Source organism: Rhizobium halophilum (genome assembly GCF_021648825.1).
In the GTDB taxonomy this organism is placed as follows: Bacteria; Pseudomonadota; Alphaproteobacteria; order Rhizobiales; family Rhizobiaceae; genus Neorhizobium; species Neorhizobium halophilum.
In genome coordinates, this window is record NZ_JAKJHS010000004.1 from 312,557 (window position 1) to 330,970 (window position 18,414).

General features: G+C 59.5%; 22 protein-coding genes. 17 read left to right on the top strand and 5 right to left on the bottom strand.

Features of this window, described 5'->3' with window-relative positions:
* Position 1: 1 nt before the first annotated feature.
* The gene (locus tag LXM96_RS11015; RefSeq protein WP_239998588.1) at positions 2-436 is read right to left on the bottom strand and encodes a YcbK family protein; all 435 of its coding nucleotides are present in this window, start codon (positions 434-436) and stop codon (positions 2-4) included.
* Here LXM96_RS11015 and LXM96_RS11020 point away from each other — a divergent pair.
* The 16 genes from LXM96_RS11020 (at position 329) to trmB (ending at position 14,348) form a co-directional block, all read left to right on the top strand.
* On the top strand, positions 329-841 hold the full coding sequence (locus LXM96_RS11020; RefSeq protein ID WP_239998594.1) for a hypothetical protein: 513 nt from the start codon (positions 329-331) through the stop codon (positions 839-841). The genes LXM96_RS11015 and LXM96_RS11020 overlap by 108 nt on opposite strands.
* Before the next feature lie 50 nt (positions 842-891).
* Positions 892-1,956: a tryptophan--tRNA ligase gene (trpS, locus tag LXM96_RS11025; protein ID WP_239998507.1), complete on the top strand. Its 1,065-nt coding sequence runs from the start codon at positions 892-894 to the stop codon at positions 1,954-1,956.
* Positions 1,957-2,057: 101 nt separating this feature from the next.
* The gene (locus tag LXM96_RS11030; RefSeq protein WP_239998508.1) at positions 2,058-2,549 is read left to right on the top strand and encodes a universal stress protein; all 492 of its coding nucleotides are present in this window, start codon (positions 2,058-2,060) and stop codon (positions 2,547-2,549) included.
* 113 nt (positions 2,550-2,662) lie between these two features.
* Positions 2,663-3,229, top strand: coding sequence for a NifU family protein (locus tag LXM96_RS11035; protein WP_239998509.1), 567 nt, complete (start codon positions 2,663-2,665; stop codon positions 3,227-3,229).
* A gap of 15 nt (positions 3,230-3,244) precedes the next feature.
* Positions 3,245-3,904 (top strand): tRNA (adenosine(37)-N6)-threonylcarbamoyltransferase complex dimerization subunit type 1 TsaB, encoded by a 660-nt coding sequence (gene tsaB, locus LXM96_RS11040; RefSeq protein WP_239998510.1) that lies wholly within the window; start codon positions 3,245-3,247, stop codon positions 3,902-3,904.
* A gap of 5 nt (positions 3,905-3,909) precedes the next feature.
* Positions 3,910-4,404: a GNAT family N-acetyltransferase gene (locus LXM96_RS11045; protein WP_239998511.1), complete on the top strand. Its 495-nt coding sequence runs from the start codon at positions 3,910-3,912 to the stop codon at positions 4,402-4,404.
* Between the two features lie 38 nt (positions 4,405-4,442).
* Positions 4,443-4,871 (top strand): Fur family transcriptional regulator, encoded by a 429-nt coding sequence (locus LXM96_RS11050; protein ID WP_239998512.1) that lies wholly within the window; start codon positions 4,443-4,445, stop codon positions 4,869-4,871.
* Positions 4,871-5,665 carry a lysophospholipid acyltransferase family protein gene (locus LXM96_RS11055; protein WP_239998589.1) on the top strand — a complete coding sequence of 265 codons (795 nt, stop codon included), beginning with the start codon at positions 4,871-4,873 and terminating at the stop codon, positions 5,663-5,665. The genes LXM96_RS11050 and LXM96_RS11055 overlap by 1 nt, the downstream gene beginning before the upstream one ends.
* A gap of 44 nt (positions 5,666-5,709) precedes the next feature.
* Positions 5,710-7,110, top strand: coding sequence for a tRNA (N6-isopentenyl adenosine(37)-C2)-methylthiotransferase MiaB (gene miaB, locus LXM96_RS11060; RefSeq protein WP_239998513.1), 1,401 nt, complete (start codon positions 5,710-5,712; stop codon positions 7,108-7,110).
* Between the two features lie 36 nt (positions 7,111-7,146).
* Positions 7,147-8,202: a PhoH family protein gene (locus LXM96_RS11065; protein WP_239998514.1), complete on the top strand. Its 1,056-nt coding sequence runs from the start codon at positions 7,147-7,149 to the stop codon at positions 8,200-8,202.
* A 15-nt stretch (positions 8,203-8,217) separates the two neighbouring features.
* Positions 8,218-8,727 carry an rRNA maturation RNase YbeY gene (gene ybeY, locus LXM96_RS11070; protein ID WP_239998515.1) on the top strand — a complete coding sequence of 170 codons (510 nt, stop codon included), beginning with the start codon at positions 8,218-8,220 and terminating at the stop codon, positions 8,725-8,727.
* Positions 8,728-8,736: 9 nt separating this feature from the next.
* Entirely contained in the window at positions 8,737-9,915 is a 1,179-nt protein-coding gene (locus LXM96_RS11075) for a transporter associated domain-containing protein (protein WP_239998516.1), read from the top strand.
* Between the two features lie 87 nt (positions 9,916-10,002).
* Positions 10,003-11,595: an apolipoprotein N-acyltransferase gene (gene lnt, locus LXM96_RS11080; RefSeq protein ID WP_239998517.1), complete on the top strand. Its 1,593-nt coding sequence runs from the start codon at positions 10,003-10,005 to the stop codon at positions 11,593-11,595.
* A 139-nt stretch (positions 11,596-11,734) separates the two neighbouring features.
* A complete protein-coding gene (locus tag LXM96_RS11085; protein WP_239998518.1) occupies positions 11,735-12,154 on the top strand; it encodes a helix-turn-helix domain-containing protein in 420 nt (139 codons plus the stop codon).
* Between the two features lie 163 nt (positions 12,155-12,317).
* A complete protein-coding gene (gene metK, locus LXM96_RS11090; RefSeq protein WP_239998519.1) occupies positions 12,318-13,562 on the top strand; it encodes a methionine adenosyltransferase in 1,245 nt (414 codons plus the stop codon).
* 84 nt (positions 13,563-13,646) lie between these two features.
* Positions 13,647-14,348 (top strand): tRNA (guanosine(46)-N7)-methyltransferase TrmB, encoded by a 702-nt coding sequence (trmB, locus tag LXM96_RS11095; protein ID WP_239998520.1) that lies wholly within the window; start codon positions 13,647-13,649, stop codon positions 14,346-14,348.
* A gap of 3 nt (positions 14,349-14,351) precedes the next feature.
* Here trmB and LXM96_RS11100 read toward each other — a convergent pair whose 3' ends face one another.
* Entirely contained in the window at positions 14,352-14,609 is a 258-nt protein-coding gene (locus tag LXM96_RS11100; RefSeq protein WP_239998521.1) for a BQ00720 family protein, read from the bottom strand.
* A gap of 47 nt (positions 14,610-14,656) precedes the next feature.
* Positions 14,657-15,085 (bottom strand): Hsp20 family protein, encoded by a 429-nt coding sequence (locus tag LXM96_RS11105; protein ID WP_239998522.1) that lies wholly within the window; start codon positions 15,083-15,085, stop codon positions 14,657-14,659.
* Between the two features lie 157 nt (positions 15,086-15,242).
* Here LXM96_RS11105 and LXM96_RS11110 point away from each other — a divergent pair, with 157 nt between their 5' ends.
* On the top strand, positions 15,243-16,187 hold the full coding sequence (locus LXM96_RS11110; protein WP_239998523.1) for a nucleoside hydrolase: 945 nt from the start codon (positions 15,243-15,245) through the stop codon (positions 16,185-16,187).
* Positions 16,188-16,204: 17 nt separating this feature from the next.
* On the opposite strand, the gene LXM96_RS11115 is transcribed toward LXM96_RS11110, so the two are convergent.
* Both LXM96_RS11115 and LXM96_RS11120 read right to left on the bottom strand, forming a co-directional pair.
* A complete protein-coding gene (locus LXM96_RS11115) occupies positions 16,205-17,104 on the bottom strand; it encodes a ribokinase (protein WP_239998524.1) in 900 nt (299 codons plus the stop codon).
* 51 nt (positions 17,105-17,155) lie between these two features.
* Positions 17,156-18,307 (bottom strand): DNA recombination protein RmuC, encoded by a 1,152-nt coding sequence (locus LXM96_RS11120; RefSeq protein ID WP_239998590.1) that lies wholly within the window; start codon positions 18,305-18,307, stop codon positions 17,156-17,158.
* Positions 18,308-18,414 lie beyond the last annotated feature (107 nt).

Consider the following 18,414-nt stretch of genomic DNA (forward strand, 5'->3'; position numbering starts at 1 on the left):
GCTACTTCCGGCGTCCGCAATGAGCCCAGCGCCGCTTGGGGCCGATGTCGACATGCACGAGCCCATTGCAATAGCGCCCTATTCCGCCAATTCCCGGAGCCGATGCAGCAGCGGCCAGTATCTTCTTCTCCGACACCCCGGGAACGCGGATATCGGCTGCGTAGCAGCGCGTGTGTTGCGATCGTCCGGATCTTGGGCGGTGACCGGAGGTCACCATCGGCTTCTTTCCTGTCCGCACCGCAATGTGAGCGAGGATAGCTCTAAGCTTATTCGGAAAGCAGCTCGTCCTGACGCTGACGCGTTGAACCGTATAGGCTGCGGTGTAATCATGTTTGAAGATGTTGCCGCGGCGTTTCTGACTGCTGTCGGCTTCCGCAACTCCGCTCACTGCGAACGAGAGCAAGGACGCAAGCGCGACACTATAAACAATGCGCATGGTATCCCCCAAAATCTGGCTCGTGATCATCTCGAGCCTCCGTTGGCGACAAGAAAGTCGTTCCAGAAAATGTCGCAAATAAGGTCAAAATTTGCTTTGGCTTCTAGCGGATGGTCTGCTGCACTGCAAGATAGGAGGCGCAGTCGCCTCAAGAAGAAGAAGAACGTACTTTTTAAGCTGCTGAATCAGAATGTTCTAGTTTCATATGAAGCTATGCATTCGGTGGGCGCCAACAGTTCGGTGTCGCCTAAATTAGCGGCAGGGGCGGGCTTGGTAACGCCAGCCACGGCTTCGCTCCGAAAAAGCGATGCGCAATTGCGGCAGAAAGAAGGCAAGAGGCAGCGCCAGGGGGCATGGACGCCTCTTGATCGGGTGCCTGTTGAGGTGCATAAGCCGGCCCGTTAGCAACATGGCCCGCTGGGCCTGGGGCCCTCCACCAGCCTATTGAGGACAATATGAACACCTTTCAGCCGCTTGTTTTTTCCGGCGTCCAGCCGACAGGGAACCTGCATCTGGGCAATTATCTTGGTGCGATCCGCAAATTCGTCGCACTGCAGGAAAACAACGACTGCATCTATTGTGTGGTGGACCTTCACGCCATTACCGCCCAGCTGGTCCACGAGGATCTGAAGGGCCAAATCCGGTCGATCGCCGCTGCTTTCATCGCATCGGGTATCGATCCGGTGAAGCACATCGTATTCAATCAGTCGGCCGTCCCGCAGCACGCAGAACTTGCTTGGATATTTAACTGTGTCGCGCGGATCGGCTGGATGAACCGCATGACGCAGTTCAAGGACAAGGCCGGCAAAGATCGCGAGAATGCCTCTCTTGGTCTGCTCGCCTATCCGAGTCTGATGGCCGCTGACATTCTCGTCTATCGCGCCACCCACGTACCGGTTGGCGACGATCAGAAACAGCATCTGGAACTCGCGCGTGATATTGCGCAGAAATTCAATATCGATTTCCAGGACAAGATCCGCACGTCAGGTACCGGGGTCGACATGGTGGTGGGCGAAGAGCCGATCCATGGTTATTTCCCGCTGGTGGAGCCGTTGATCGATGGACCGGCTCCACGCGTAATGTCGCTGAAGGACGGCACAAAGAAGATGTCGAAGTCTGATCCGTCAGACCTGTCGCGCATCAACCTTATGGACGACGGGGAGACCATACTGAAGAAGATCCGCAAGGCCAAGACGGATCCGGATTCCCTGCCGAGCGAGGTCGAGGGCCTGAAGGGGCGTCCGGAAGCCGATAACCTCGTCGGCATCTATGCGGCCCTTTCGGACAAGAAAAAGGAGGACGTTCTGAAGGAGTTCGGTGGGCAGCAGTTCTCGACGTTCAAGCCTGCGCTTGCGGATCTGGCGGTTCACGTCCTTTCGCCCATCACCGGCGAAATGCGCCGCCTGATGGACGATACCACCCACATCGACGCCATCCTGCGCGACGGTGGCGAGAGAGCCCGAGCACGCGCAGAAGGTGTGATGGCGGATGTCTCCGACATCATCGGTTTCCTGCGCTGAAGCTATTGGTCCCGTAGCGGGGCCGGTTTTCATTTCTGGGCTTTGGTATAAATTCCGCTGCTCGGGCCCGGAGGGGTTAGGGACTGGGAGAGGGGGCTAACATGGTTTCCAAACGTCTTTCGAGTTTAGAGGGTCATCGCCGCAAGTTCATGGCGGTGATTGACGGCACGCCGGAATGTGAGCGTGCCGTTCACTACGCGGGACGTCGCGCCAAGAACTCCAATGGTGGGCTCGTTTTGCTCTTTGTTATTCCCGAGGGAGATTTCCAGCAGTGGCTGGGCGTAGAGGCGATCATGCGTGCCGAAGCGCGCGAAGAGGCTGAAGCGATCATGGCGAGGACCGCACAGAAGGTGCGTGAGACAATCGGCACCGATCCCGAGGTTGTCATCCGCGAGGGGAATGCCACCGAGCAGATAAACGCGCTGGTAGAAGAAGATCGCGACATCGCCATCCTCGTCCTTGCCGCGGCGTCCGCCAAGGAAGGCCCAGGCCCGCTAGTGTCTGCGATTGCCGGACGAGGTGCAGTCTTCCCCATTCCCGTCACAGTTCTCCCTGACAGCCTGACGGACGAGGAGATCGACGCGCTCTGTTAAGTTGCCTTGACGACGGCTGTCATTAGGCGCACTTGAACGAAAACGTGGTTGCGACTATCTTCTTTTGAATAGTTCTAAGTTTGCGGTGCCGGTCGGCGCTCAGGAGATGTGAGATGTTCATTCAGACCGAGGCTACGCCGAACCCGGCGACCCTGAAGTTCCTTCCGGGCAAGATCGTGATGGACAAGGGTACTGCCGACTTCCGCGATCAGACGGATGCGGAGGCGTCGCCGCTGGCTTCGCGATTATTCGCAGTCCCCGGGGTGACCGGCGTATACTTCGGCTACGACTTCATTACCGTCACCAAGAGCGGAGGGGATTGGCAGCACATGAAGCCTGCGATCCTCGGCTCTATCATGGAACATTTTATGTCCGGTCAGCCTGTGATGGATGGGGGCACGACGACTGCCGAAATCTCCGACGAAGAAGGCGAGTTTTACGAGGACGGTGACGAGACGGTGGTCGCCACGATCAAGGAACTGCTTGAGACGCGCGTACGCCCGGCGGTTGCTCAGGACGGCGGCGACATCACCTTCAAGGGCTTCAAGGATGGCACAGTCTACCTCAACATGAAGGGCGCCTGCTCCGGCTGCCCGTCTTCGACCGCGACGCTGAAGCACGGAGTACAGAATTTGCTTCGCCACTTTGTGCCTGAAGTCCAAGCAGTTGAAGCTCTCTAGAAACGTCGCAGAGCAATGATCGTCCTGGCAATCGATACGGCTGGCGTGGATTGCTCTGCAGCCGTGTTCGACAGTGACAGCGGGCAGATGCTGAGCGCCGTCACTGACATGATCGGCAAAGGGCATGCCGAACGTTTGATGGCCGTGATCGATGAGGCGCTGGCGAAAGCTGGGCGGGTCTTGGCGGATGTTCAGCGCGTCGCTGTGGTTATCGGTCCGGGTTCGTTTACCGGGGTTCGCGTCGGCGTCGCGACCGCACGCGGTCTAGCCCTTGCATTGAGTGCCGAGTGTGTCGGCGTAACGACGCTTGAGGTGTTGGCGCACGGTTTCCGTCAAAACGACGCCCCCAGGCCGCTTGTCGTCGCCATGGATGCCAAGCGTGGAGAGCTCTACGTGCAGGCTTTCGCGACCGATGGAAGTCCCCTCACGCACCCCGCAGCGATGAGCCCGGAAGAGACAGCCGAACTAGCCCGTTCGTTGCCGGCCGAAGTCGTAGGCTCCGGGCGATCGCTCGTCCTGGAGGCGCCGGCGAGCGGGCTGGCTGTCGACCGGTTCGACATCGCCGTCGTAGCCAGACTTGGCGCCGCGCGAACCGTCCACGGTGCGCCCAAACCGCTCTATCTGCGCGGTCCGGACGCGAAGCCGCAGACGGGCTATGCGCTTGCTCGAGCCTGAGGCCAATGATTGACGGATACTTCCAGTGGAAGCCCTTTTTCGAGATAGTCCCGCTGGTCATAGAAGACTGCGCTGAGATTTCCGACGTCCACGGCGATCGCTTCCCCAGGCAATGGAGCGACGACGAGTTTGCCAGCCTGCTCCTGCAGCCCAACGTGTTTGGCTTCGTCGCGCGTCAAACCAACGCCTTCTTCTCCCGGCCGCTCGGAGGCTTCGTGCTTGCTCGCGAGACGGCGGGTGAAGCTGAGATCCTCACCATAGCGGTCTCGGAAAAATTCGCCCGTGCCGGGGTTGGGTGGCGGCTGATGCAGGCAGCGCTGCGAGAAGCGAGCCAGCGGGGCGGAGAAACCATCTTTCTTGAGGTCGAGGCTGCCAACCATCCGGCCGTCCACCTCTACCGGAAGCTCAAATTCGAAACCATCGCGGAGCGACCGGCCTATTACTCGGCATCCGACGGGACCAAATCCACCGCGCTTGTCATGCGGCGCGATCTTCGCTAGGTCGGTCGAACCGTGATTTGATTGAAGGCGGCAAGGTCATGACGGATCTTTCCAGAACGCTTGAGGAGCTGTGTGCCGACAAAGGCATGCGGATGACCGACCAGCGCCGCGTCATCGCCCGCATCCTTCAAGACTCAGACGATCATCCCGATGTCGAGGAACTCTATCGCCGTTCCTCGAAGGTTGATCCGCGCATCTCGATCTCCACCGTTTACCGAACCGTCAAGCTGTTCGAGGACGAGGGTATCATTGAGAAGCACGACTTTCGCGACGGGCGATCGCGCTATGAGACCGTGCCCGAAGAGCATCATGACCACATGATCGACGTAAAGTCGGGCACCGTCATCGAGTTCCACTCGCCAGAAATCGAGGCTCTGCAGGAGCGCATTGCACGGGAGCACGGTTTCCGCCTCGTCGGACATCGGCTTGAGCTCTACGGGATTCCGCTCGACAAGGATGACGCTTGATCACCTGGTTGCGGACCGGTTTCGTCGTCCTGACTCTTTCGATTGTTACTCTGGTCCTCTTGCCGCTCCAACTGGCTGGCTTGGCGCTGGACCTGAAGCTTCGACGCACGCTTCCGCGGCTTTGGCATCGTTTTGCGTGTCGGCTGCTGGGCATTCGCATCCACGTCCATGGTCGACTGGAAAAACGTCGTCCGCTTTTGCTTGCCGCAAACCATGCCTCCTGGAAGGATATCCTCGTCCTCGGGGCAGTCGCAGACGTGGTGTTCATCGCCAAGTCTGAAGTCGGCGAGTGGCCCGTGTTCGGAGTGCTTGCAAAGCTTCAGAAAAGCATCTTTGTCGCTCGCGAACAGAAGCGAAAGGCGGGCCACCAGGTAAACGAGATTGCCAATCGACTGGCGGGCGGCGAAATCGTCGTTCTTTTCCCCGAAGGCACCACCTCGGACGGCAACCGGGTGCTGGAGATCAAGTCGTCGCTGTTCGGTGCCGCTGCGGCCGCCGTTCCTCAGGTGCCGGGGCAGGTCGTCCACGTTCAGCCGGTCGCTATCGCCTACACCCGGGTTTATGGCATGGCGATGGGCCGTTATCATCGCCCGATCGCAGCTTGGCCAGGCGATATCGAGCTTGTCCCTCATCTGATGGGGGTCCTGAAAGCGGAGGCGATCGACGTGGAGATCACCTTCGGCGACACGATCGAGTTCAGGACCGGCGATAATCGCAAGGTTCTCAGCGCAACGGTGGCTGCGCAAATCCGCCGAATGCTGATTGCCCGACTGCGTGGCCGCGACTACAAGTAACAGACCCTTCTATTGCAGGCCGTCTTGCGGTAAGCAGCCCGATCATGAGCACCGATCCGATTTCGACCGCATCCCCGGCAGAGAGCCAGCCCAACGCGAATACCCGCAAGGTCTTCATCAAGACCTATGGCTGCCAGATGAACGTTTATGATTCCATTCGCATGGGCGACGCCCTGGCGAGCGAAGGTTATGCGCCGACGGAGGAGATGGAGGAGGCGGACCTCATCCTTCTCAACACCTGCCATATCCGCGAGAAGGCAGCAGACAAGGTGTATTCCGCGCTTGGGCGCCTGCGCGACATGAAAAAAGCACGCACCGCGCAGGGGCAAGAACTGATGATCGGCGTTGCCGGCTGTGTCGCGCAGGCAGAGGGCGAAGAGATCCTCAGACGAGAGCCTTCCGTCGACGTGGTGATCGGTCCGCAGACGTATCATCGCCTGCCGGCGGCTCTGCGACGCGCGCGGGAGGGCGACCGTGTCGTTGACACCGACTATGCGGTTGAAGACAAATTCGAGCACCTGCCGATGGCTGAGAAGGCTCAGGTCCGCGCGCGCGGCGTCAGCGCCTTTCTTACCGTGCAGGAAGGCTGCGACAAATTCTGCACCTTCTGCGTCGTACCTTATACCCGCGGCTCCGAGGTGTCGCGACCGCTGCGTCAAATCCTCGATGAAGCCCAACGCCTGGTTGATTCCGGCGTGCGGGAAGTTACGCTTCTTGGACAGAATGTGAATGCTTGGCGCGCGACGGGCCCAGACGGGCGGGAGTGGGGGCTTGGAGACCTGCTGTACCGGCTGGCTGAGATACCCGGCCTTGCCCGACTGCGTTACACCACAAGCCATCCCCGCGACATGGACGACCGGCTGATTCAGGCGCATCGCGACCTGCGGACGCTGATGCCCTACCTCCATCTCCCCGTGCAGTCGGGATCGGACCGAATCCTGAGGGCGATGAACCGTCGTCACACGGCGGAGGAATACTTGAGGCTGATCGCTCGTATCCGTAGCGTGAAGCCGGATATGGCGATGTCGGGCGATTTCATCGTCGGGTTCCCCGGTGAGACGGACGCAGACTTCGAGGACACCCTGCAAATCGTCGAAGCGGTCAACTACGCGCAGGCCTTCTCCTTTAAGTACTCAACCCGCCCCGGCACACCTGGCGCGGACCTCCCGGATCAGATTCCCGAAGAAGTAAAGGCTGAGAGGCTTGAAAGACTTCAGTCTCTGCTCTTGAAACAGCAGGCGGCGTTCGCCAAATCATGCGTTGGAAAGGTCATCGATCTGCTGCTCGAGAAGCCTGGGCGGATGCCTGGCCAGATCATCGGGCGCTCTCCGTGGCTACAGTCTGTGAATGTTGATGCAAAACCATCGCAGATCGGTGACATTATTCCGGTACGAATCATTGGAACTGGACCCAACAGCTTGTTTGCAGAGCCGGTGGGGCCTTGAGCGCATCCTGAACGACATGGCGAGGAGCTTGCCTACTTGAACGCAAACGAACTGGTTTCTTCACCCGCACGTCAACCAAGAACTGCTGCGACCGACGCCAACCACTTCGTGCTCACGTTCGAGAACAACAGGTTCGCCAGCGAGCTTTTTGGACAGTTCGACCAGAATTTGAAGCTGATTGAGCAACGGCTCCATGTGGACGCCCGCGCCCGCGGCAATTCGGTCACTATATCGGGAGATGTAACGGCGACGAACCAGGCTCGCCGCGCTCTCGATTTTCTCTACGACCGCCTTCAGAGGGGGGCAAGTGTTGAAACCTCGGATGTTGAGGGTGCGATCCGTATGGCCATGGCGGCTGATGATCAACTGCAGCTGCCGACAATGGAACGCAAGGCCAAGCTCAGCATGGCGCAGATCTCGACTCGCAAGAAGACCATCGCTGCCCGCACTCCTACCCAGGACGCCTACATGCGTGCCCTGGAGCGGTCGGAGCTCGTGTTCGGTGTCGGTCCCGCCGGTACCGGCAAGACGTATCTGGCTGTTGCACATGCCGCGCAGCTTTTGGAGCGCGGAGCGGTGGACAAGATCATTCTCTCTCGTCCAGCCGTTGAAGCTGGTGAGCGCTTGGGCTTTCTGCCGGGCGATATGAAGGAAAAGGTCGATCCTTACCTGCGGCCGCTCTATGACGCACTCTACGACATGATTCCCGGCGACAAGGTCGAGCGTGCAATCACCGCAGGTGTAATCGAGATTGCGCCCCTTGCCTTCATGCGCGGACGTACGCTTTCCAATGCTGCCGTGATCCTCGATGAAGCGCAAAACACCACCTCGATGCAGATGAAGATGTTCCTGACGCGTTTGGGCGAAAACGCCCGGATGATCGTGACCGGCGATCCCAGCCAGGTCGACCTCCCGCGCGGCGTGAAATCGGGACTGGTTGAAGCGCTCCATATCCTAAAGGATGTGGAAGGACTCTCTGTGGTGCGTTTCAAGGACGTCGATGTCGTTCGCCATCCTCTCGTTGGCCGGATCGTCAAGGCATACGACGCCCAATACGATGTACACGAGGAAAGCGGAGAAACCGGCCGCTAGCGCGGTCGGCATGCCATGCCCAACCTAGACATCCAGATCAGCGTGGAAGACGATCACTGGCCCGGCGAGGAGAAGCTTCAGCAGCTCACCCAACGAGTACTGACCGTGGCTGCCGCGTATTTGGAGGCGGAGGAAGCGCAGCCGTTCCCGCCGGATCCTGCCGAACTCTCTTTGGTATTCACCGACGACGAAGCAATCAGAGAGATCAACGCTGAATGGCGGGGCCAGGACAAGCCAACTAACGTGCTGTCTTTCCCTGCCTTTCCTCTCCTTCCCGGGAAGATGCCGGGCCCCATGCTTGGCGACATAGTCATCGCGCGAGAGACGGTGGAGAGAGAAGCGACTGAGCTTGAGAAAGATGCAGAGAGCCATTTGATCCATCTGCTGGTGCACGGTTTCCTGCACCTTTTCGGCTACGACCACATGGAAATCCCCGAGGCCGAACGGATGGAAGCGCTCGAGACTCGCATTTTGGCCACTCTTGGCCTATCTGATCCCTATGCGGGGCAAGACCCGATCAGCTAGCTTGGAACAATGAACGAAATCTCGACACTTGTTGCCCACGAGGGCAAGGACGGTTCGGACAATTCTTCGGAAGAAGGCAGTAGTCCGCAACGACTGGAAATCTCGACCCGGAACAATTCCTCCTTCTGGGCCCGTGCACTAAGGCTTCTGCGACCGGCGCAGGGCGAGCGCCTTCGAGAAGATCTCGCCGATGCACTTCTCACAGATGCCAGTGTCAGCAGCGCGTTCTCCCCTGAGGAGCGGGCGATGCTGCACAACATCCTGCGGTTTCGCGAAGTTCGGGTGGAAGATGTCATGGTGCCGCGAGCCGACATCGAAGCGGTGGACATGACGATGACGCTGGGCGACCTCATGATCCTCTTCGAAGAGACCGGTCGCTCACGCATGCCGGTATACTGCGAGACGCTCGACGACCCGCGCGGCTTTGTTCATATCCGTGATCTTCTCTCTTACCTCGCCAAGCAAGCCCGCAACAAGCGCCGGGCACGGCCCCGTTCGGCAGCTCCCTCGGAGCCAATGCCGCTCGTCAACGAGAAGGTGGAGAAGCCCGCTCGTGTGCCAAAGGCGGCGTTCGACCTCGGTCGTGTCGACCTCAGCAAAACCGTTTCGGACGCTGGGCTCATCCGCAAGATCCTCTTCGTGCCGCCGTCGATGCTCGCCTCCGATTTGCTCCAGAGCATGCAGGCGGCGCGCACACAGATGGCGCTTGTAATCGACGAGTACGGCGGTACTGACGGACTGGTCTCCCACGAAGATATCGTTGAGATGGTTATCGGCGATGTTGAGGATGAGCATGACGACGAAGAAGTGATGTTTTCTCGTACGGGTGAGGACATTTTCGTTGCGGATGCGCGTATCGAGCTCGAGGAAATTGCGAAGGCCATAGGGTCCGATTTCGACATTCGTGACAGCATGGAGGACGTTGATACGCTTGGTGGCCTGATTTTTTCGGCCCTGGGCCGCATCCCGGTTAGGGGCGAGGTCGTCCAGGCCCTGCCAGGATTTGAGTTCCATATCCTCGAGGCCGATCCGCGCCGTATCAAGCGCGTCCGGGTGGTGCGTAAGCGCGCGCTAGCGCGTCGGCGCCAGATAAAGGGTGAGGCTGAGGCAGCAACGGTTGAGGTGAACCGAGTGCATCAGGAGGCTCCGGTCACGGAGACGTCGCCCGTGGGCGAGCAACACCATTAACCGCCTGCATCGTCTTGCAAGGGACGACAGAGACTACAAATTCTGAAAAACTGCAGACCTGATTCGGGGGCTAAGGGAAGCGTTCACATGGAGCGGCTGGCGGGCAGGACAATGCTTCTCTGGGGGATGCCTCGTATTGCCGTGGCGATTGCTGCCGGAGCCGTGGGTGCTTTGGCGCTCCCCCCCTTCAACGTATTTGCCGCCCTCTTCCTCTCCTTTTCCGTTCTCGTATGGCTGCTGGACGGTCTGGCATCCCACCCGGGAGGCGGCACCGTTTCGCGCTTGCGTTCGGCATTTTTCCTCGGCTGGTTGTTCGGCCTTGGCTACTTCGTAGCGGGCCTCTGGTGGCTTGGAAATGCCTTGTTGGTTGAAGCCGATGACTTCGCCTGGGCAATTCCGCTGGCAGTCCTTGGACTGCCGGCCTTTCTCGCACTTTTCTACGGATTTGCCACAATGGTCGCAGCCATTCTGTGGTCGGACGGTTTGGGCCGGCTGGCGGCACTCGCTTTCGGCTTCGGCATCGCCGAATGGCTCCGCGGCTTCGCGGCCACCGGTTTCCCCTGGAACGCGGTCGGCTATGGCGCGATGCCGATGCCGATGCTGATGCAGGCGGCAGGCGTCATCGGACTGCTGGGCGTCACCACCCTGGCAGTCTTCGTTTTTTCCATTCCCGCCCTCTTCGGGACTCGTCGAGGCCTTGGGATAGGATTGGCTGCAGGCAGTTGCCTCCTTGGAGCCCACATCGGATATGGAGCCTATCGGCTTGCCGTTGCAGATGCCCCAGTAGAGGAGGATGCGCCTATAGTCCGGCTGGTGCAGCCGGTTGTAGACCAATCCCGAAAGCTGGAGAACAAGGATAGGACAGAGATTTTTGAGGAGCATCTCTCCTTGACCGCTCTGCCGCCGCAGGAGCCTTCGGTTCGTCCCGATATCATCGTATGGCCGGAGACTTCGGTCCCCTTCATCCTCACCGAGAACAAAGATGCTCTGTCGCGTATTGCAGAGGTTCTGCAGGAGGGCCAGATCTTGGTCGCAGGGGCGGTGCGTGTTGAATATGGTGCGGCTGGCAACGCTCCCCGCTTCTACAACTCGATTTATGTCGTCGGCTCTAACGGGGAAATCCTTGCTGCGACAGACAAGGTCCACCTGACGCCCTTCGGCGAGTATGTTCCGTTCGAAGGCTGGCTAAGAGACTGGGGCATCGACAATCTTGTGGCACTCCCCGGCGGCTTCACCGCTGGAGCTCAACGCTCCCTGCTGACGCTGCCAAGCGGGTTCAGCCTGTTTCCCTTGATCTGCTACGAGGTAATTTTTCCACAGGAGATAGGAGACGCCATCCATGGTGCGGATGCCATTTTGAACGTCACCAACGATGCCTGGTTCGGTGATACGCCTGGGCCCTATCAACATTTCCAGCAGGCGCGGATCCGCGCAGTTGAAAATGGTCTTCCTTTGGTTCGCGGTGCCAACAGCGGGATTTCGGCCGTAGTCGATCCCTTCGGGCGTGTCGTGAAAGGTCTGCATTTCAACTCCAAAGGGGTGGTCGACGCCCGCCTTGGATCGTTGTCTGTGCGGAGCTGGGACAGTTCTGCACGAAATTTGCACGCCTGGGGCATCCTGATTCTGATGTTCTTGATTGCATCTGCGGCGCGCAGGGGTTTTACATCAGCTGCGAATTGACCAAAAACCCCCTAAATCGCATAGTGACCCTCATGTGCTTCATGGCGGCGTCGTTGGGTCCCAGCCACGGATTAGCCACAGACGCTTGAACATGATTGACCGACCGGGTTCACCGCGTAGCAAGTTTCAGGATAAGATCATGATTGAAAACAAAAAGAAACCGAACCCGATCGACATCCATGTCGGAAGCCGTATCCGGCTTCGCCGCACCATGCTCGGGATGAGCCAGGAAAAGCTGGGCGAAAGCTTGGGGATCACCTTCCAGCAGATCCAGAAGTACGAAAAGGGCACGAACCGCGTCGGAGCGAGCCGTCTTCAGAATATTTCCAGCATTCTCAACGTGCCCGTATCCTTCTTCTTTGAAGACGCGCCGGGAGAGCACCCGGCGACTGCAGGCGGCATGGAGGAAGCGTCGAGCTCCAATTACGTCGTGGATTTCCTCTCGTCTTCAGAAGGGCTGCAGTTGAACCGCGCTTTCGTCAAGATATCAGATCCTAAGGTGCGGCGGCGTCTGGTGGACTTGGTAAAATCGTTGGCCGCGGAAGCTGAAGGCGACTAGGCGCTCCCTCCTTCCCTCCAAGAGCGGCTTTCCAGCCGCTTTTTTTATGGGATGATCTCAGGCTCGCTCGACTTTGACATATAAAGATATATTTATGTGCTTGTCTTTGGCCGAGCTAGCCACTAACACATGAGCTGTTATTTCTTTGAGGGGAATCCCGAAAATGCGCGAGAACTATCTCTTCACCAGCGAGTCTGTAGCGGAAGGCCACCCCGACAAGGTCTGCGACCGGATATCGGACGAGATCGTGGATCTCGTCTACCGTGAAGCGGGGAAATCGGGGACGGACCCATGGTCTGTGCGGATTGCATGCGAAACGCTCGCCACCACCAACCGCGTGGTGATTGCCGGAGAGGTTCGTTTGCCCGCAAGCCTGATGAAGAAGGACAAGGACGGACAGGACGTCATCAACCCGTCGAAGTTCAAGTCGGCCGCTCGCAAGGCGATTCGCGACATCGGCTATGCGCAAGACGGATTTCACTGGAAGAATGCGAAGATCGATGTTCTTCTGCACTCGCAGTCCGCAGACATTGCGCAGGGCGTCGACAGTGCGGCCGACAAGCAGGGCGACGAGGGTGCTGGCGACCAGGGAATTATGTTCGGTTACGCCTGCAAGGAAACGCCGGATCTGATGCCGGCCCCTATCTATTACTCGCACAAGATTCTTCAGTTGCTCGCAGCCGCTCGCAAGAAGGGCGAGGGGGATGTCGGCAAGCTTGGTCCGGATGCAAAGAGCCAGGTGACCGTCCGCTATCATGGAGGTAAGCCAGCCTGTGTCGAATCCATCGTGCTGTCGACGCAGCATCTTGATGGAAGCTGGGATTCCGACAAAGTCCGTTCTGTGGTTGAGCCCTATATCAAAGAGGCACTCGGGGATCTGCCGGTGGCCGAGGATTGCAAGTGGTATATCAATCCCACCGGCAAGTTCGTAATCGGCGGACCTGATGGTGATGCTGGACTGACCGGGCGCAAGATCATCGTCGACACCTATGGCGGCGCTGCTCCGCATGGTGGCGGAGCTTTCTCAGGGAAAGACACCACCAAGGTGGACCGCTCCGCGGCCTATGCGGCTCGCTACCTCGCGAAGAACGTGGTTGCCGCCGGTCTTGCCGAACGCTGCACCATTCAGATCGCCTATGCTATTGGCATCGCCCAGCCTGTGTCGATCTATGTTGATCTTCATGGTACAGGCAACGGTGTGAGCGAGGAACAGGTCGAGCGGGCCATCCGCGCAGTCATGGATCTCTCGCCCTCTGGCATCCGCCGGCATCTCGACCTCAACAAGCCAATCTACGCCAAGACTGCTGCCTATGGCCATTTCGGGCGCAAGCCTGGTCGCGACGGATCTTTCTCCTGGGAGAAGATCGATCTGGTCAAGCCGCTGAAGGAAGCCTTGAAGGCTGCTTGATGGCCTTTACGGAGGCTCCGAGAAAACTGTAAAGCGGGTGGCTCTCAAAGCGCCCGCTTTTCCTGTTACTGAAAGACCCTGCCAATGACCGATCAGCAGCACCCGAGCCGCTCCACCGAAGCCTTCTTCGGACGCCGGAAGGGAAAGCCGCTACGTGAGCGACAGGCCGAAGGTCTAGCGACAGTGCTTCCCAAGTTGAAGCTGGACCTGGAGATCAAACCGTCGGAAAGCCTGGCGGAGCTGTTTCCGGTTGCGGTCAATGAGGTGCGGCTGGAAATTGGCTTCGGCGGCGGTGAACACTTGTTACACCGTGCTCAAGAGAGCCCGGGTGTTGGCTTTATCGGCGTCGAGCCCTTCGTCAATTCGATGGCAAAGCTTGTGGGGCGGGTGAGCGAGCTCGGATTGCACAACATTCGCCTTTACGACGACGATGCGACTCAGGTGCTTGACTGGCTTCCGGAGGCATCCGTCGATCGTATCGATTTGCTTTATCCGGATCCTTGGCCAAAGCGGAAGCACTGGAAGCGCCGCTTCGTCTCAGAAGTGAACCTCGCCCGGTTTCATCGGGTGCTGAAGCCCGGCGGGCTCTTCTTGTTCGCCTCGGACATCGATACCTATGTCAACTGGACCCTGATCCACTGCCGCGATCATGGCGGCTTCGAATGGACCGCAGAAGAGGCATCAGATTGGTTGACGCCCTTCACGGGCTGGCCCGGTACGCGTTATGAGGCCAAGGCTCGCCGTGAAGGTCGCTCGTCGGCCTACCTCACGTTCCGAACGATCTGATGGTCAGTGCAGGCTGACGGTTTTCAGATCGTCTTCCGCAGCTTTGAAGAAAGTGCTGGATCGATTGTCCGTCAGGAGTATCGGCGTGCCGTCTGCGCCAAAAAGCGCCCAGAGGTCGAGGTTTGGATCCATCTCGGGTGCTTCAGGGAAGCAGCGAGAGACGTCTTCTGAACGGATTTTGCGAATGTAGCCGACTTCTCCTGCCCCTAGATGGGCGAGCTCGGAGAGCGTCAACTGCATGTTCGCTTCTTTGAGGAGCATTCCAGCCTCCAGCATTGAGGAGCACCACGACGATGATGTCGTTCTTCCTACTCTGAGACGGAAATATTAATTTTTCGCACCATCCGCGCCGGCTCCGGGCGTATGAGATCAACAGAAAGCAATCCGTTTCGAAGTGTTGCTCCAGCCACCTGCATGCCGTCCGCCAGCACGAACATCCGCTGGAACTGCCGCGCGGCGATGCCCCGATAAAGGAAGTCTCGATCCGCTTGCTCCGATTGCTTGCCCCGGATGACCAACTGGTTCTCTTCTGTCGTGACATCCAATTCGTGCTCCGAAAAGCCGGCAACGGCAACGGTGATGCGAAGGCGCTCCGGATCACCTGCGGCATTTGCCTGGAGCCGCTCTATATTGTAGGGCGGATAGCCGTCGTTCGCCTTGGCGAGGCGCTCCAGGGTCTTCTCCATCGCGTCGAACCCGAGAAGCAGCGGGCTCGCAAATGGCGTGATGCGGTTCATCTGTCAGTCCTTATCAAAGCGACCAATATTCGGCCCAGATGATGGCGCCGTGGGTAACCGGAATATGGGAACAGCGGATCAGCAGCGCAAGCCGCTGGCATTGCTTCGGGTTAGGCTCACGTGTAGCTAGGGCCGCAAATTGATCGCGGAAGGTGACATGGCAGAGCGCAGAAAGATCATCATTGACACGGATCCAGGGCAGGATGACGCAGCTGCCATCATGCTGGCATTTGCCAGCCCAGATGAGCTTGACGTACTGGGTCTTTGCGCCGTTGCCGGGAATGTCCCGCTTTCCCTGACCAGCCGCAACATCCGGATCGTGTGCGAACTTTGCGGACGCACGGACGCGAAGGTATACGAAGGTGCAGGGCGCCCTCTGTCGCGTCAGCTGGTGACGGCGGAGCATGTTCACGGGCGTACGGGCCTTGATGGTGCAGAGCTGCCGGAGCCAACGATGGCAGTGCAACCCCAGCATGCCGTCGACTTCATTGTCGAGACGCTCATGCGCGAACCATCCGGCACAGTAACCGTGTGCACGCTTGGCGCGCTCACGAATGTGGCGCTTGCCTTGCAGAAGGAGCCGGCGATCGCTGGGCGTGTCCGCGAACTGGTGTTGATGGGGGGCGGTTTCTTCGAGGGCGGCAACATCACGCCGGCGGCGGAATTCAATATCTATGTCGATCCGGAAGCCGCAGCGACGGTGTTTGCCTCGGGCATGCCAATCGTCATGATCCCGCTCGACGTGACGCACCAACTGCTTACCACGAAAGAACGTGTGGCGAAGATCGCCGCGTTGGGAACGCGCCCAGCGCAGGTTCTCGTTGATTGGCTGGCGTTCTTTGAGCGCTTTGACGAAGAGAAGTACGGTTCGGAGGGTGGCCCGCTGCACGACCCGACGGTGATCGCCTACCTGCTGAAGCCAGAGCTTTTCTCCGGCCGCCACTGCAATGTCGAGATCGAGACACAGTCGGAGCTGACGGTGGGAATGACCGTGGTCGACTGGTGGCGCGTTTCGGGCCGCGAGCCGAACGCAACGGTTCTGCGAAACGTCGATGCCGATGGCTTTTACGCACTGCTGGCGGAAAGGGTCGCTCGCCTCTGAAGAGAAGCTGGCCAGCCTTAGAGGTGGCCCGCAACCTCGGCTGCCGTTGGGATGGAAGGCTGGGCACCGTGCTTCAGGCAGGCCAGCGATCCCGCTACGGCTGCCCGCCGCAAAGCCTCCTCGAAGGAGAGCCCGCTGTCGATCCCTGCTGCGAGATAGCCGCAGAACGTGTCGCCTGCACCGACAGTGTCAACGGGAATGATCGTCAGTCCTTGGACCTGATGTAGCTTTCCGTCACGCGCTGCAACGACGCCATCGGCCCCAAGGGTAATGACAAAGGTCTGGCCGGTTTCTGCGTGGAGTTGCTGCAGCGCCTCCAGCCGCTTCTCCGGCGTCAGCCCTGATTGGTCGATCAGGAGTTCGAATTCGCTTTCGTTGCTAATGACGATGTCAGCGAGCTTTGCCAGCCGTACGGCATCGCTGGTGATTGGGGCGGTGTTGAGGATGGATGTTACACCCTTCGATTTGGCCGCCTGAAGCGCTGCCTCGACTGCTTCGCTCGGGACTTCCAGCTGGAGCATCAGCACATCGCCCGCGGCCATGGCGTCGACCGCTTCCTTTGCTTGGGTTGCGGTCACCGTTCCGTTGGCTCCCGGCACCACGGCAATCATGTTTTCGCCATCGCCGCCGACCAGGATCAGCGCCGTGCCGGTGGGGCCGTCAACCCGGTTGACGGCGGATAGGCCCACGCCCGCATCGGAAAGCAGCGCAAGGGCGGGGTCGGCGAATGCATCCCGACCGGCAGCCCCGGCGATGCGTACAGTGCTGCCTGCCCGCCGGGCTGCCAATGCCTGGTTGGCACCCTTGCCGCCGGCGGCTGTCGAGAAGCCCGTGCCGGCAACCGTTTCACCCGGCTCGGGAAGGCGGGGAGTGCTGGCAATGAGGTCCATATTGATGGAGCCGAGGACGGTGATCATGCTGTGGTCTCTCTGCGTCGTCCAAAAGTCGGGCGACACTGCCCGAGGCGCTCACTCCTCGTCAACCACCCGCAGCTTGAGAAGGCCGGTACGGCTCTCCACGGCATGCGACGGCCCCGGCTCGGACTGCGGCTCCCGTGATGTACCGCCTGCGTGCTCAAGCTCCAGTGCACTGATCTTGGCGCCGCGCCGGGTCAGCTTCTCGGATGATATCAGGATCTGCTCCACGTCGCGCTGTGCGGCAAGGAAATGCCCCTGCAGCTTGCGGGTCCGGTCATCCAGCCTTCCGAGGTCCTCCATCAGGATGGCGACCTCACCCTGGATGAGATGCGCCTGTTCCCGCATCCGCTGGTCCTTCAGAACGGCCTGGATAACCTGGATCGACAGCATCAGCAGCGACGGGGAGACGATGACCACGCGCGACCGCTGCGCTTTCTGCACGACCGCGTCGAAGTGCTCGTGGATCTCGGCGAAGATTGACTCCGAAGGCACGAACAGGAAGGCAATCTCCTGCGTCTCGCCGTTGATCAGGTACTTCTCCGAGATGTCACGGATGTGGACCTCGAGGTCCCGTCGGAACTGCGCCGCCGCGGCCTTGCGTGCCTCCGGGGCGGCAACGTCCCGAAATGCATTCCAGGCTTCGAGGGGAAACTTCGCGTCAATCACCAGCGGTGGGGCACCGTTCGGCATCCGGATCAGGCAGTCCGGACGTTTGCCGTTGGAAAGCTGGCCCTGGAACTCGTAGGCCCCCATGGGCAGGCCATCGGCAATGATCGCTTCCATCCGGCCCTGGCCGAATGCGCCGCGCGTCTGCTTGTTGGAAAGGATTGCCTGCAGCCCGACGACGTCCTTTGCCAGCGTCTGGATGTTATTCTGCGCCGCATCGATCACCGCCAGCCGCTCCTGCAGGAGGCGCAGGTTCTCATGCGTCGACTTCGTCTGTTCCGTGATCGTGTTGCCGAGTCGATGGCTCATGCCGTCGAGCCGCTGGTTCACCGCCTGGTTCAGCTCCGATTGGCGCTGAGACAACGTCTCGGCCATTGTCGCCAGGCGCCCTTGCATCTCCGCCTGGCTGCGCATCAGTTCGGCCAGGCGTGCCTCCGACTGCTCCGCCTGCCGCACAAGTTGGGCCGCTCTCCGCCGAGAAGAGGCCGCAAGCCAGAGTAAGATGGCTGCGAACGCTGCTACACCAAGGATCGCCATCCAAGGGCTGTCGGGTGATGCTCCAAGTGAGCGGAAGAGGGAGGTAAGGTTTTCCATTGCGCCACCCTAGCAGATATTGCCGCAGCAAAAAGATCAAATCATGAACG

Coding starts and splice junctions, on each gene's coding strand:
- LXM96_RS11045 (WP_239998511.1), top strand. CDS start 3,910: ATGATTGACGGATACTTCCAGTGGAAGCCCTTTTTCGAGATAGTCCCG.
- tsaB (WP_239998510.1), top strand. CDS start 3,245: ATGATCGTCCTGGCAATCGATACGGCTGGCGTGGATTGCTCTGCAGCC.
- trmB (WP_239998520.1), top strand. CDS start 13,647: ATGACCGATCAGCAGCACCCGAGCCGCTCCACCGAAGCCTTCTTCGGA.
- ybeY (WP_239998515.1), top strand. CDS start 8,218: ATGCCCAACCTAGACATCCAGATCAGCGTGGAAGACGATCACTGGCCC.
- LXM96_RS11115 (WP_239998524.1), bottom strand. CDS start 17,104: ATGATCACCGTCCTCGGCTCCATCAATATGGACCTCATTGCCAGCACT.
- LXM96_RS11035 (WP_239998509.1), top strand. CDS start 2,663: ATGTTCATTCAGACCGAGGCTACGCCGAACCCGGCGACCCTGAAGTTC.
- miaB (WP_239998513.1), top strand. CDS start 5,710: ATGAGCACCGATCCGATTTCGACCGCATCCCCGGCAGAGAGCCAGCCC.
- LXM96_RS11085 (WP_239998518.1), top strand. CDS start 11,735: ATGATTGAAAACAAAAAGAAACCGAACCCGATCGACATCCATGTCGGA.
- LXM96_RS11120 (WP_239998590.1), bottom strand. CDS start 18,307: ATGGCGATCCTTGGTGTAGCAGCGTTCGCAGCCATCTTACTCTGGCTT.
- LXM96_RS11105 (WP_239998522.1), bottom strand. CDS start 15,085: ATGAACCGCATCACGCCATTTGCGAGCCCGCTGCTTCTCGGGTTCGAC.
- lnt (WP_239998517.1), top strand. CDS start 10,003: ATGGAGCGGCTGGCGGGCAGGACAATGCTTCTCTGGGGGATGCCTCGT.
- metK (WP_239998519.1), top strand. CDS start 12,318: ATGCGCGAGAACTATCTCTTCACCAGCGAGTCTGTAGCGGAAGGCCAC.
- LXM96_RS11050 (WP_239998512.1), top strand. CDS start 4,443: ATGACGGATCTTTCCAGAACGCTTGAGGAGCTGTGTGCCGACAAAGGC.
- LXM96_RS11110 (WP_239998523.1), top strand. CDS start 15,243: ATGGCAGAGCGCAGAAAGATCATCATTGACACGGATCCAGGGCAGGAT.
- LXM96_RS11075 (WP_239998516.1), top strand. CDS start 8,737: ATGAACGAAATCTCGACACTTGTTGCCCACGAGGGCAAGGACGGTTCG.
- LXM96_RS11100 (WP_239998521.1), bottom strand. CDS start 14,609: ATGCTCCTCAAAGAAGCGAACATGCAGTTGACGCTCTCCGAGCTCGCC.
- LXM96_RS11030 (WP_239998508.1), top strand. CDS start 2,058: ATGGTTTCCAAACGTCTTTCGAGTTTAGAGGGTCATCGCCGCAAGTTC.
- LXM96_RS11020 (WP_239998594.1), top strand. CDS start 329: ATGTTTGAAGATGTTGCCGCGGCGTTTCTGACTGCTGTCGGCTTCCGC.
- LXM96_RS11015 (WP_239998588.1), bottom strand. CDS start 436: ATGCGCATTGTTTATAGTGTCGCGCTTGCGTCCTTGCTCTCGTTCGCA.
- trpS (WP_239998507.1), top strand. CDS start 892: ATGAACACCTTTCAGCCGCTTGTTTTTTCCGGCGTCCAGCCGACAGGG.